The sequence below is a fragment of the Stenotrophomonas sp. SMYL20 genome, assembly GCF_036320045.1.
Taxonomy (GTDB): Bacteria; Pseudomonadota; Gammaproteobacteria; order Xanthomonadales; family Xanthomonadaceae; genus Stenotrophomonas; species Stenotrophomonas maltophilia_A.
On the sequence record NZ_JAWIRT010000022.1, the window covers coordinates 1 to 12,879 of the forward strand.

Consider the following 12,879-nt stretch of genomic DNA (forward strand, 5'->3'; position numbering starts at 1 on the left):
AGGGCGCGCCAGTGCTGCGCCAGATGCTCTACATGGCCGCCATGGGGCTCAAGCGGTGTCGTCGGGGGCAACCGCTCTACGACGAGCTGTCAAAACGCGGTCACCCCAGCACCGCCGTCTTCAACATCCTGGCCAGAAAGCTGGCCAGGATCGCCTGGGGTGTCTTCAAAAGCGGCCGGGACTTCGATCCGGCCATGCTGAAGGTGGGTCAAGCCTGCTTCCAGAAGGCTTGACCGCGAACATAGGATCTCGACTGCTCTTCTCAGACTGCCCCGCGTACAGCAGTCGAGCATGGCTCGACTCTACAAAAGAGCGCGAGCGGCTGTGCCATCAAGACGGCACGCCCGCAAGCCGCTAGCATCGGCCCATGGATTCCCTGACCCAGATCGTGCTCGGCGGCGCCGTCGCTGCTGCCATCGCCCCGCCCGGACATCGCCGTGCGGCCCTGCTGGCCGGTGCCGCGCTCGGCACCCTGCCGGACCTCGACGCCCTGTGGCTCGGCTTCACTGCCGCCGACCCGGTGGCGAACATGATCGAGCACCGCAGCTTCAGCCACTCGCTGCTGGTGCTGCCTTGGGTGGCGGCACTGATCTGGTGGTTGTTCAAGCGCTTCGGCAATGGCCGCGTCGCCCAGTCACCTGTGCGCTGGTTCTGGGCGATCCAGCTGGCGCTGGTCACCCATCCCATGCTGGATGCGTTCACCGTCTACGGCACCCAGCTGTGGTGGCCGCTGCGCCCACACCCGACCATGGGTTCAAGTGTCTTCATCATCGATCTCGGCTACACGGTATGGCTGCTGCTGGGCTGCGTGCTGGCCTGGTTTGGTCGCGCCCGCCCCTGGGCTGGCAAGGTGCTGGGCGTGGCGTTGCTGGTCAGCAGTGCCTACCTGGGTTGGGGCCTGATCGCCAAGGCGCAGGTCGACCGTGCTGCCCAGCAGAGCCTGGCGGCGATGGGCCTGGGCGATGCGCCGCGCTTCTCGGTGCCGATGCCGTTCAACACCCTGCTGTGGCGCGTGGTGGCGATGACGCCGAACGGCTACGTAGTGGGTGACCGTTCGCTGGTGGCCGATCACGGGCCGATGCGGTTCGAAGGCCATGCGTCCAACGTGCAGGCGTTGCGCGAAGCGCAGGCCATTCCGGCGGTGCAGCAGCTGACGTGGTTCAACCGTGGCTTCATGCGTGCGCAGGTGGTGGACGGCCGGTTGGTACTGAGCGACCTGCGTATGGGGCTGGAACCGGACTACACCTTCAACTTCGCGGTGGCCGAGCAGGCTGATGGGCAGTGGCGGGCGATCACGCCCGAGCAGGTGCGGGTGGATTACAGCAGCCCGGCTGCACGCGCCGACGTCGGACGCCGGTTGGCCGCGATGTGGCAGCGGATCTGGCAGGAGCCGGCAGCACAGCCGGGTGCGGCCGACCACAGCGCCGTGCATTGATCCGTAGATCCACGCCATGAGTGGATGGCGCGGACATTGGCGAAGACAGCCACGCATGGCGTGGCTCTACTGCCTCCATCGGCAGTGCAGTGTCGCATCCGTAGATCCACGCCATGCGTGGATGGCGGGGTGCATCGGCCAAGGCAGCCACGCATGGCGTGGCTCCGCCGAATCAATACACCGTGGCGCGGCCCTGCACGAACGAATAGAAGAACACCGCATTCGGGTCGTTCTGCACCAGACGGAACTCGCGACGCATGCCTTCCACGGTTTCTTCGTCCACCGATCCGGCCTGCAGCAGCTGGTCGGCAGCCGACAGCAGCAGCTGTTCCCAGAACGCGATCATCGTCTTGCGGCGTGCCGGTTCGCGGTTGTCCAGATGGATGGTCTTGATCTCGGTGTGCACGTCGCGGAAGCCGCCGGCCAGCAGCAGGTTGCCCAGCTTGGCGCCGACGAACGGGTCGCCCCCGTGGTCGTACTGGAAATCGTTGAACGCCATCCAGTAGCGCCAGATATGCGGCGAATACGGGTCGAGCAGGAACGAGGCATTCATCACTTCGGTGATGTAGACCGGCGAACCCGGGGCCAGCACGCGGCGCACCTCGCTTAGTACGCGTGCTGGTGACGGCACGTGCTCCAGCACCCAGCACAGGAACGCCGCGTCGAAGCTGCGTGCTTCGAACGGCAGCTCGCCGGCGTCGGCCTGCTGCAGGGTGTAGCGGTCGCTGCACCACGGTGTGCGCGCCAGGTTCTCGCGCGCGGTGGCCAGCTGTGTTTCGCTCAGGTCCACGCCGGTCACGTGCAGCTCGGGGAAGCGGCGCAGCAGGATTTCGGTCTGCGCGCCGACGCCGCTGCCGACTTCCAGCAGGCGACGCGCGCTGCTGTAGTCGATCTGGCCGAAGATGCTCGATTCCAGCAGCCGTGCCTGGGTCATCAGGCGCTGCTGCTCGGTGCCGGAGAATCCGTGCAGGTAGGTCGGGGAGGAAATCGGCGGGGTCATGGGGGCGGGCTCTTGTAGCGTCGAGCGTGATCAATGGAAGGGGCGCGTAGAGTCGAGCTCGCTCGACTGTTCAGAAAGCCAGTCGAGCACGCTCGACTCTACGGTGTGGAGCAGTCGAGCAAGCTCGACTCTACGGATCAAGGCAGTCGGGCGGGTTACGAGGGGCTGGCGCGCTCAGGCTGCCGAAGACAACGCCGGTTCCCCGGTAATCAGGCGGTCGAAGTACTCGGTCGTCAATGCGATCTGGCTGGCCGGATCTTCGGCACGGTTGACCACCGCGCGGAAGGCGGCATTCTCCGGTCGATCCTTGGCGTACCAGCCCAGGTGCTTGCGCGCGATGCGCACCCCCTGCGGCTCGCCATAGAACGCATGCAGCGCGTGCAGGTGGCCAAGCAGGATGTCGCGCACTTCCGCCAGCGATGGCGGTGGCAGTTCCTCGCCGGTGGCCAGGTAATGCGCCACCTCGCGGAAGATCCATGGCCGGCCCTGTGCCGAGCGGCCGATCATCACTGCATCCACGCCGGTTTCCTTCAGGACGTAGGCGGCCTTCTGCGGCGAATCGATATCGCCGTTGGCGATCACCGGAATGCGGAGTGCGGCCTTGATCTCGCCGATCGTGGCGTACTCGGCCTGGCCGGTGTAGTGCTGGTCGCGGGTGCGGCCGTGCACCGCCAGTGCCGCGATACCGCTGTTCTCTGCGATGCGCGCGATCACCGGACCATTGCGATGGTCGCAGTCCCAACCGGTGCGGATCTTCAGGGTGACCGGCACGTCCACCGCGTTGACCACCGCTTCGAGGATGCGCGCCACCAGCTGTTCGTCGCGCATCAGTGCCGAACCGGCCCAGGCGTTGCACACCTTCTTGGCCGGGCAGCCCATGTTGATGTCGATGATCTGCGCGCCGTGGTCCACGTTGTAGCGGGCGGCTTCGGCCAACTGCTGCGGCTCGGTGCCGGCGATCTGCACGCTGATCGGTGCCGGCTCGCCGTCATGGTCCATGCGATGGATCGACTTGCGCGTGGTCCAGAAGCGCGGGTCGCTGATGGTCATTTCCGAGGCGGCCAGTCCCGCGCCCAGCCGTTTGCACAGCAGGCGGAAAGGCTTGTCGGTGACGCCGGCCATGGGCGCCAGCACGACGTTGGGGGCAATGGTGTACGGGCCGATCTGCATGCGCCCATTGTAGGGCGCGGGCGGCGGTACGGCCGTGTCGGGGGCGTTCCGGTTCAGGCCGATCCGCACCCAGCTCATGCCGTACCGGCATCAACAGATGCTTGACGGTTGCTTCCGCCGCCCCCAAGGGCGGGCGATGGTGGGCGGCTACCCCAGGCTCTGCCAGGCCTGGCGGGTACCCAACGCGAAGGCCAGCCCCAGGCTGAGGCAGGCCAGTGAACTGAGTACCCAGAAGTGCCGGCCGTTGTAGCCGGGCCGGAGCAGCGCCAGCCCGAAGCCCATCGCCGCGCGCAGCAGCAACAGCAGGGCGATGCCCGACAGCACCGGACGGCTGGCCGGCAGCGGCGAATGCCAGCCCGCGGCTGCCAGCGCATACAGCGTCCAGGCCACCAGCACGGCAGTAATGCCGGCGGTCATCAGTGGTGGCCACCAATGCCCCGCCTGTGCCAGCCGGACCATGCGCTGGCCAGCGCCGAACCACCGGTACCAGGGTGCCCCAAAGGCAATGCAGCCGATATGCAGCAAGGCTGCGATGGCACTGCCGGCGGCGGCAACCAGCAACCAGGGGAATCCGTTCATGTCCTGCCCACGCTGAAATGCTGCGCGGATGGTGGGTGAGGGGCGGGATGCGGGCAATGCGACCGGCAGTCGCAGCCGCTCGATGCGACCGCCGGTGATGGCGCTGCGCTCAGCGCGGCGGATCGATCTGCAACCCGCTGCCGAGACGGTCCAACGCCACGTCCACGCGTGGCAACCGCTGCCGGCCCTGCGGCCACAACAGGCGCAACGGCAGGCCGCGGCAGTCCAGCGACGGCAGGATCGACACAAGGCTGCCGCGCGCCAGCGCATCATCGACCAGCCAGGTGGCCAACTGCGCGATGCCGAAGCCGGCCTCGACCGCCGCCACCTGCGCTTCGGCGCTGCCAACCACCAGGCGCGCGCGGGCCTGCAGCGGTGTACTGCGCTGCCCGCCATCGGCCACCTGCCACGGCCCGATGCTGCCGTCGGCGCGTCCGAACAGCACGCCGTCATGCCCGGCCAGCTCGGCCGCGGATGTCGGCAGGCCATGTCGCTCCAGATAGGCCGGGGACGCGCAGAAGCGCAGGCATTCGTAGCCGAGCAGGCGGCTGCCCAGGGTGGCCGGCAGCGGCTCCGGTCCACCGATGCGCACGGCCAGGTCGATGCCGTCCTCGGTCAGGTCGACGAAACGGTCGCTGAAGGTCACCTGTGGCCGCAGCTGCGGAAACGTGTCGGCCAGCTGCAGCAGCAGCGGCCAGACTTTCAGGCGCCCGAAGGTGGCCGGTGCGTCCACCCGCAGCCGGCCCACGGGGGCGTCTGCGTGCGACACCAGTACCGACTCGGCATCGGCCAGTTCGCCCAGCACCCGCACGCAGGTGCGGTAGAAGCCCTCACCGGCCTCGGTCAGGCGAAGGCGGCGCGTGCTGCGTTCGAACAGCCGCGCTCCCAGACGCGCCTCCAGCCGCGCGATGGTCTTGCCCACCGCAGAACTGGTCAGGTGCAGGCGTTCGGCGGCGGCAGTGAAGCTGCCAGCATCGGCGGTGGCGACGAAGGCCTCGATGCCGCGCAGGCGCTCGGTGGGAAGCATGGGGGAAATCCAGTCCGGAATCGATGGAAAACATAGCAGTAATCGGAACTCAGGGAGGAAATAGGCTGGCGGCCCCTGTCCTGATGCCCGCTCATGTCCACCCTCGATTCCACCGTGGCCGCTGTCCACGCAAACGCTCGCGCACGTCTTTCGGTCGTCCTGCTGGCGGTGTCCGCCTTCGTCATCGTCACCACCGAATTCCTGATCGTCGGCCTGTTGCCCGCGCTGGCGCGCGACCTTGGCCTGGGCATCGCCCGTGCCGGGCAGCTGGTCACCCTGTTCGCGTTCACCGTGATGCTGGCCGGGCCACCCTTGACCGCGCTGCTGTCACACGTCGGCCGGCGCCGCCTGTTCGTGACCATCCTGCTGTTGTTCGCGGCTTCCAACGCGCTGGCTGCGATGGCCACGCAGCCGTGGCTGCTGGCGCTGGCGCGGGTGCTGCCGGCACTGGCCCTGCCGGTGTTCTGGGGCACCGCCAGTGAGACTGCTGCGCAGCTGGCCCCTGCAGGGCAGGGCGGTCGTGCGGTCGCGCGCGTCTACCTGGGTATTACCGCCGCAATGCTGTTCGGTATCCCGCTGGGTACGTTGGCCGCCGACGCACTCGGTTGGCGCGGCAGCTTCTGGCTGTTGGCGGCCCTGTCGCTGTTGATGGCGGGCGCGCTGGCGTTGTGGATGCCGGACACCGTGGCCGGACCGCGGCGCGCGCTGGGCGAACAGGCACGAGTGCTGCGCCAGCCGCCGTTGCTGGGCCATGTGCTGCTGTCGGTGCTGGTGTTCACCGCGATGTTTGCGGCCTACACCTATCTGGCCGATGTACTGGAGCGGCTGATGCAGGTACCGGCGGCACAGGTGGGCTGGTGGCTGATGGGCTTCGGGGCCGTCGGGCTGATCGGCAATGCACTGGGCGGGCGCTGGGTCGATCGTGCGCCGCTGGGCGCGACCCTGGTGTTCTGCGCGGTGCTGGCGCTGGGCATGCTGGCCAGTGTCGGCCTGGCCGGCCACGGCACGTTCGTGCTGATCGCACTGGCCCTGTGGGGCGTGGCGCACACCGCGCTGTTCCCGCTGTGCCAGGTGCGGGTGATGCGTGCGGCGCCCCAGGCGCAGGCGCTGGCGGGAACCTTGAATGTGTCTGCGGCCAACGCCGGAATCGGCCTGGGCGCGCTGCTCGGCGGCGGTGCGATCGAACGCTGGGGCCTGGACACGCTGGGCGTGGTGGCTGCTGCCGTGGCGTTGCTGGCGATTGCAGCGGGGCTGCTGTTGCGGCGCTGGCAGTAGATCCGCGCCGCGCGCGGACCGCCCATGAAAAAGCCCGGGCATCTGCATGCCCGGGCTCGTTCATCCACGCATGGCGTGGATCTACTTCACTTCCACGTCGGCCGGAGTGAAGCGCGGCATCGCCGCCGCAGCGCCTTCCTTCTCGGTCGAACGACCGGCGAACTGGTTGGCGAAGCGCACGTGGCGGGCGAACGGGGCGTCGGCCACCTGCGCCAGCGACGCGGCCAGCGCACCGTTGAAGGCGTCACCGGCACCGGTGGTGTCGATCGCCTGCACCTGTTCGGCACCCACGCGGTAGTACGGCTGGGTATCGCCGCGCAGGTTCTCATCGGCATGCGACACGAACACACCCACCGAACCCAGGGTCACCACCACGGTGCCGTTGCCGACCAGCTTGCGGCACAGCGCATGCAGGCTGGCACCGTCCAGCGCGGCGACGTCATTGGCATCCACGCGCTCACCGACATGGCGGCCGAGCAGGGCTGCGAACTCGGTTTCGTTCGGGGTGATCACATCGGCCAGCTTGAGCAGGCCGATGGTCGAGGGGGCGTCGGCCGGTGCGGTGTTGAGCACGGTGGTGACGCCGGCCTCGCGGGCCGTGGCCAGTGCCGCTTCGATGGTCTGCACCGGCGATTCCAGCTGCACCAGCACCACCTTGGCGCCGGTCAGCAGGGCCTGCTGCTGTTGCAGGAAGTCGGTGCTCAGCGCGGCGTTGGCACCCGGTCCGATCACGATGGTGTTGCGGCCACGGGCATCGACGTAGATGCCGGCGGTGCCGGTCGGTTCGCTGCTGGCTTCGGCGATCAGACCGAAGCCGTCCTGCGCGGCCAGCTCACGGGCGGTGGCGCCACCAGCGTCGTCGCCCAGCGCGCACACGAAGTGCGTGTCGGCACCGGCGCGGCAGGCCGCCACGGCCTGGTTGAAGCCCTTGCCACCGGGGCCGGTGCTGTAACGGCCGGCAATGGTCGCACCCGGTGCCGGCAGCGACTCGCACCGCCACACGTGATCGACATTGAAGGAACCGACGACAACGACACTGCTGCTCATAGGGAATCTTTTCTCAACCAAGGGTTCAACTGAAGTGCGTCAGCACGCCGGCGATGGTCGCCGTCATGAAGGTGGCAATGGTACCGCCCAACACCGCGCGCAGGCCGAACTTGGCCAGGTCGTGGCGACGTTCCGGGGCCAGGCCGCCAATGCCGCCGATCTGGATCGCGATCGAGCTGAAGTTGGCGAAGCCGCACAGCGCGTAGGTGGCGATCAGACGACCTTCCTCGGACAGGCTCACGCCGGCGATCTGGCCGTTCACGATCTGCGACAGCTCGGTGTAGGCCACGAACTCGTTGATCACGACCTTCTGGCCGATCAGCGAACCGACGGTGGTGGCATCGGCCCACGGGGTGCCGATCACCCAGGCGATCGGGGCCAGCACGTAACCGAAGATGGTCGACAGGTTGGTCGGCTTGCCGATGGCAGCGGCCAGGCCGGTCACATCGCCGATCCAGGTCAGCGGGGCGTTCAGCAGCGCGATCAGGGCGATGAAGGCCAGCAGCATCGCACCGATGTTCAGCGCCAGCTTCAGGCCGTCACCGGCGCCGGCGGCGGCCGCGTCGATGATGTTGCTGGAGGTCTTCTCGACTTCCATCTTCACCGTGCCGCGGGTCAGCGGGGTGCCGGTTTCCGGGATCAGCAGCTTGGCCACGACCAGGGTGGCCGGGGCCGCCATGATGCTGGCCGCCAGCAGGTGCTTGGCGTAGAAGGCCTGCTGCGCCGGGTCGCCACCGCCGAGCATGCCCACGTAGGCCGCCAGCACGCCGCCGGCGATGTGCGCCATGCCGCCGATCATCATGGTCAGCAGCTCGGACTGGGTCATCCTGGCGATGTACGGGCGCACGGTCAGCGGCGCCTCGGTCTGGCCGATGAAGACGCTGGCGCAGACGCTGGTGGTTTCAGCACCGGACACGCGCATCACCTTGGTGATCGACCAGGCCATCACGCGCACGATGCCCTGCATGACGTTGAGGTGGTACATCACCCCCATCAACGCAGAGAAGAAGATGATGGTCGGCAACACCTGGAAGGCGAAGATGAAGCCGTAGTTCTTGGTGTCCATCAACGAGCCGAAGATGAAGCCCGAGCCCTCGTTGACGTAGCTGAGGATCTTGACGAAGCCCTTGCCCAGTGCGTCGAACACGTCGCGTCCGCCCGGGACCAGGATCACCAGCGCCGCGAAGGCGATCTGCAGGGTGATACCGGTGGCAACCAGCTTCCAGTCAACCGCGCGCTTGTTATTGGAAAACAACCAGGTGATGCCGATCAGCACCGCCAACCCGAACAGGCCGAAGCCGATCCTGCCCAAACCTTCGACCATGTGAGTGACTCCCCTGGGGCGTCGCGAAAAACGGGAAGCCTAGTGCAGGGCAGGGGCCGGGGCAAGAAAAAGCAGCGTGTGCGCGGCCAACGGTACCGATCAGGCCAGCAACGGCAAGGGCTTGCGGCTGGCGGCGACGGGTAGAATGGGGTTCGATCCCGGCCCGGATGCGGGCCCGCAGCAGGAGATTCGCATGCAATACCGTCGCCTGGGCTCCACCGGCCTGCCGATTTCCGCCTTGTCCTTCGGCGCCTGGGTGACCTTCGGCGACCAGGTCCCGCGCGATGAGGCCCGCAACCTGGTGGCCACCGCCTGGGATCATGGCGTCAACTTCTTCGACAACGCCGAGGGTTATGCCAACGGCCGTGCCGAACAGGTCATGGGCGACGTGATCACCGACCTGCGACTGCCGCGCGACGGTTTCTGCGTGTCCAGCAAGGTGTTCTTCGGCAGTGCCAAGGACCCGCGGCCGACCCAGCGCGGCTTGTCGCGCAAGCACGTGACCGACGCCTGCCATGCCGCGCTCAAGCGCCTGCGGGTGGACTACCTGGACCTTTATTACTGCCACCGCCCGGATCCGGACGCGCCGATCGCCGAGACCGTGCACGCCATGGATACCCTGGTACGGCAGGGCAAGATCCTCTACTGGGGCACCTCGGAGTGGTCGGCGGCGCAGATCCAGCAGGCGCTGGACATCGCCGAGGCGCGCAACCTGCAGGGCCCGTCGATGGAGCAGCCGCAGTACAACCTGCTGCACCGCGAGCGGGTCGAGGTCGAGTACGCGCCGCTGTATGCGGGTGCCGGCCTGGGCACCACCATCTTCTCGCCGCTCGCCTCGGGCCTGCTCACTGGCAAGTACGACCAGGGCATCCCGGCCGATGCGCGGCTGGGGCGGGAAGGCATGGAGTGGTTGCAGGATCTGGTGCTGGGGGCCGACGCCGGCGCCCGCCTGGGCCAGGTGCGGCGCTTCAGCGAGGTGGCACGCGCGCTGGGCCATGCCCCGGCCACGCTGGCGATTGCCTGGTGCCTGCGCAACCCGAACGTTTCCAGCGTGATCCTCGGCGCAAGCCGGGTCAGCCAGCTGCTGCAGAACCTGCAGGCACTGGACGTGCTGGAGCAGGTCGACGCGGCCGGCTGGGCCCAGGTCGAAGCCGTCTTCGCCTGAACCCCGGGGCCGACCGGGCCTCGGGGCCTCGGTCGGGCCGGCTCGGGTTCGGGCCTCGGTGGAGTCGACTGTTAGTCGACTGCCTTCAGCAACAGCAGTCGACTAACAGTCGACTCTACACACCTAACTGCCATTTGATTGACGTCGCCTATCGAATTCCTGAATTCGATCATTAATCTCATCAATGAAATTGAGAATGGTTGTTGATTGTCAACTGAGAATCATTATCATTTAACTCGTCCCTCGCACGAGTCCAGATGCTCATGAATGCTCAACCTGTACTGCTGCGCCCCGAAACGCTGACCCTCCGCGATCGACCGGTCCGCGTCGTTCCGCCGGAAGAGGTCATCGACAGTGAAGCCCTGCTCAAGGGCCGTCGTGAAATCCTGATCCAGCACGGCGACCGCTTCTATCGCCTGCGGCACACCAGCAACGACAAGCTGATCCTGACCAAGTAATCGCGGCCTGGTCGCCCGCCTCCCTCCCTCCTGCCGGCAGCGCCGACAGGGTGGGCGACCCGTCCGCTCCCGCTCTCTCCCCCTCGGTCTACCGCGTGCACCTTCCGGGTGTGCCGGTAACCGGGGGTTCCCCTGCCTGACCGAATGAACCCGATGACCCGCCATACCGCCCTGTGTCTTGCTGTCTGGATGGCGTTGCCGCTGTCCGCCCACGCTGCTGCCACCGCCGCCCCTGATGCGCGCGAATTCGACCGGGTGCAGGTCACCGCCACCCGCACCGAGCGGGCCGTGAGTGACGTAGCGGCCACCGTGGACGTCATCGACCGTGAGCAGATGGACCGGCACCTGGTGCAGGACATCAAGGATCTGGTGCGCTACGAGCCGGGCCTGTCGGTCACCCGCAGCGCGACCCGCTTCGGCCTGGATGGTTTCCGCATCCGTGGCCTGGACGGCAACCGCGTGCGCATCCAGACCGACGGCATCGTCATGCCGACCCGGTTCGACATCGGTTCGTTCGCCAGTTCCAACCGCAACTTCACCGACCTCGATACGCTCAAGCGCGTGGAGATCGTGCGCGGCCCGGCCAGCTCGCTGTACGGCTCCGATGCGCTGGGCGGCGTGGTGGCGTTCGTCACCAAGGACCCGGCCGACTACCTCAAGGACGGCAAGAACAGCTACTTCGGACTGAAGTTCGGCTACGACGGTGAGTGGAAGGGCCTGCTCGGCGGTGCCACCGCCGCCTTTGGTGGCGACCACTGGAGCGGCCTGGTCAACGTCAACCACCACCAGGGCCAGGAAACGGACAACAAGGGCACGGTGCGCAGCGACAACGACACCCGTACCGCGTCCAATCCGCAGGACCGCGACGGCCGCAGCCTGCTCAGCAAGCTGGTCTATGCACCGAGCGAAGACCAGCGCTTCCGCTTGACCGTGGAAGGCAACGAAGACACCACCGATACCAATGTGTTGTCGGCGATTGCCAGCGTTGCACCGCGCCCCGGCGCGATGGCTGCGGCTATTGGCATGAAGTCCCACGACACGCAGAAGCGAACCCGCGTGTCCTTTGCCCACGAAATGGATGCGCTGGACCAGCCGTTCGCCGACAGCCTGCATTGGCAGGTGTATGCGCAGAACAGCGAAACGCGGCAGCAGACCGACGAGACCCGCACCGACGGCAGCCGCCGTCACCGCGTGTTCTCCTTCGACCAGCATGCCTTTGGCCTGCAGGCGCAGTTCAACAAGGCCTTCAGCACCGGTGCGGTCGAACATGCGTTGACCTACGGCTTCGAGGGCACGCGCACCGAGATCCGCCAGAAGCGCGACGGCTACCAGGTCAACCGTGCCGGTGTGGTCAGCAACATCGTTACCCCCGACACCTTCCCGGTGCGTGACTTCCCGATCAGCAAGACCACCGAGTTGGGCCTGTACGCGCAGGATGAAATGCGCCTGGCCGACGGCAAGCTGTCGCTGGTGCCGGGCGTGCGCGTGGACCGTTACGAGCTGAAGCCGGAAGTGGACAGCATCTTCGCCGAAGACAATCCGACTACCGCCGTAGCGCAGCTCAAGAAGACCAGCGTGTCGCCGAAGCTGGGCATGGTCTGGCGCTTCACCGACCAGTGGTCGCTGTTCGCCGGCTATGCGCGCGGCTTCCGTTCGCCGCCGTACAACGACGTCAACATCGGCCTGACCAATGTTGCCTTCCGCTATACCGCCATCGCCAACCCGGACCTGAAGCCGGAAACCAGCGACGGCTACGAACTGGGCCTGCGCTTCATCGCGCCGGCTGCGTACGTCAGCGTCAGCGGCTACTACAACGACTACAAGGATTTCATCCAGTCCAACGTCGATACCGGCCGCAACGCACAGGGTTTGACCGTGTTCCAGTCGCAGAACATCGCCGACGCGCGCATCTATGGCGCGGAAATGAAGGCCGGCATCGAGTTCGGTGAACTCAGCCCGGCGCTGAAGGGCTGGGCGCTGCGCAGTGCGTTGGCCTGGTCGCGTGGTGACAACCGGACCGATGACGAACCGCTGGCCTCGGTCGATCCGCTGCGTGGCACGCTGGGCCTGATGTACGACACCGATACCTGGGGCGTCGAACTGGCCGGTACCTTCGTGCAGCGTAAGAAGCGCCTGCCGCCGCCGGCGGCGCAGACCAATCCGAACGCACCGGCGCCGTTCGTCTACCAGCCGGCCGGCTATGGCGTGCTGGACCTGATGGCGCACTGGAACTTCGCACCGGGTGCCACCTTCAATGTCGGCGTGTTCAACCTGGCCGACAAGCGCTACATCGAATGGTCGTCCATCACCCCGAGCCTGATCACCAACCGCGCACTGAGCGATCGTTTCAGCAGCCCGGGCCGCACCTTCTCCGCCAGCCTTGCCGTTTCCTGGTGACC

11 protein-coding genes and 1 pseudogene are annotated in these 12,879 nt (G+C 67.1%); 6 read left to right on the forward strand and 6 right to left on the reverse strand.

Annotated features, from left to right (window positions below; translation table 11 throughout):
* Both V3B48_RS16380 and V3B48_RS16385 read left to right on the forward strand, forming a co-directional pair.
* Positions 1–233, forward strand: a pseudogene (locus tag V3B48_RS16380) (IS110 family transposase); the annotation flags it as partial.
* 134 nt (positions 234–367) lie between these two features.
* Positions 368–1,435, forward strand: coding sequence for a metal-dependent hydrolase (locus V3B48_RS16385; RefSeq protein ID WP_329894080.1), 1,068 nt, complete (start codon positions 368–370; stop codon positions 1,433–1,435).
* Positions 1,436–1,607: 172 nt separating this feature from the next.
* On the opposite strand, the gene V3B48_RS16390 is transcribed toward V3B48_RS16385, so the two are convergent.
* From V3B48_RS16390 to V3B48_RS16405, 4 genes are all read right to left on the reverse strand, one after another.
* Positions 1,608–2,435 carry a class I SAM-dependent methyltransferase gene (locus tag V3B48_RS16390; protein WP_285301890.1) on the reverse strand — a complete coding sequence of 276 codons (828 nt, stop codon included), beginning with the start codon at positions 2,433–2,435 and terminating at the stop codon, positions 1,608–1,610.
* 174 nt (positions 2,436–2,609) lie between these two features.
* Positions 2,610–3,605: a tRNA dihydrouridine synthase DusB gene (gene dusB / locus V3B48_RS16395; protein WP_285303187.1), complete on the reverse strand. Its 996-nt coding sequence runs from the start codon at positions 3,603–3,605 to the stop codon at positions 2,610–2,612.
* 147 nt (positions 3,606–3,752) lie between these two features.
* Complete coding sequence (locus tag V3B48_RS16400) at positions 3,753–4,184, reverse strand: hypothetical protein (RefSeq protein WP_329894081.1); 432 nt, start codon at positions 4,182–4,184, stop codon at positions 3,753–3,755.
* Positions 4,185–4,293: 109 nt separating this feature from the next.
* Positions 4,294–5,211 (reverse strand): LysR family transcriptional regulator, encoded by a 918-nt coding sequence (locus V3B48_RS16405; RefSeq protein WP_329894082.1) that lies wholly within the window; start codon positions 5,209–5,211, stop codon positions 4,294–4,296.
* 93 nt (positions 5,212–5,304) lie between these two features.
* Here V3B48_RS16405 and V3B48_RS16410 point away from each other — a divergent pair, with 93 nt between their 5' ends.
* Entirely contained in the window at positions 5,305–6,486 is a 1,182-nt protein-coding gene (locus V3B48_RS16410; RefSeq protein ID WP_285303189.1) for an MFS transporter, read from the forward strand.
* Positions 6,487–6,567: 81 nt separating this feature from the next.
* Here the strand turns inward: V3B48_RS16410 and V3B48_RS16415 are convergent, their stop codons facing one another.
* On the reverse strand, positions 6,568–7,533 hold the full coding sequence (locus tag V3B48_RS16415) for a ribokinase (protein ID WP_132809230.1): 966 nt from the start codon (positions 7,531–7,533) through the stop codon (positions 6,568–6,570).
* 25 nt (positions 7,534–7,558) lie between these two features.
* Positions 7,559–8,857, reverse strand: coding sequence for a nucleoside transporter C-terminal domain-containing protein (locus V3B48_RS16420; protein ID WP_049399786.1), 1,299 nt, complete (start codon positions 8,855–8,857; stop codon positions 7,559–7,561).
* 193 nt (positions 8,858–9,050) lie between these two features.
* Here V3B48_RS16420 and V3B48_RS16425 point away from each other — a divergent pair, with 193 nt between their 5' ends.
* From V3B48_RS16425 to V3B48_RS16435, 3 genes are all read left to right on the forward strand, one after another.
* On the forward strand, positions 9,051–10,022 hold the full coding sequence (locus V3B48_RS16425) for an aldo/keto reductase (RefSeq protein ID WP_285303190.1): 972 nt from the start codon (positions 9,051–9,053) through the stop codon (positions 10,020–10,022).
* Positions 10,023–10,285: 263 nt separating this feature from the next.
* Complete coding sequence (locus tag V3B48_RS16430; protein ID WP_005412278.1) at positions 10,286–10,480, forward strand: hemin uptake protein HemP; 195 nt, start codon at positions 10,286–10,288, stop codon at positions 10,478–10,480.
* 153 nt (positions 10,481–10,633) lie between these two features.
* Positions 10,634–12,877 carry a TonB-dependent hemoglobin/transferrin/lactoferrin family receptor gene (locus V3B48_RS16435; protein WP_329894083.1) on the forward strand — a complete coding sequence of 748 codons (2,244 nt, stop codon included), beginning with the start codon at positions 10,634–10,636 and terminating at the stop codon, positions 12,875–12,877.
* Positions 12,878–12,879: the final 2 nt, after the last annotated feature.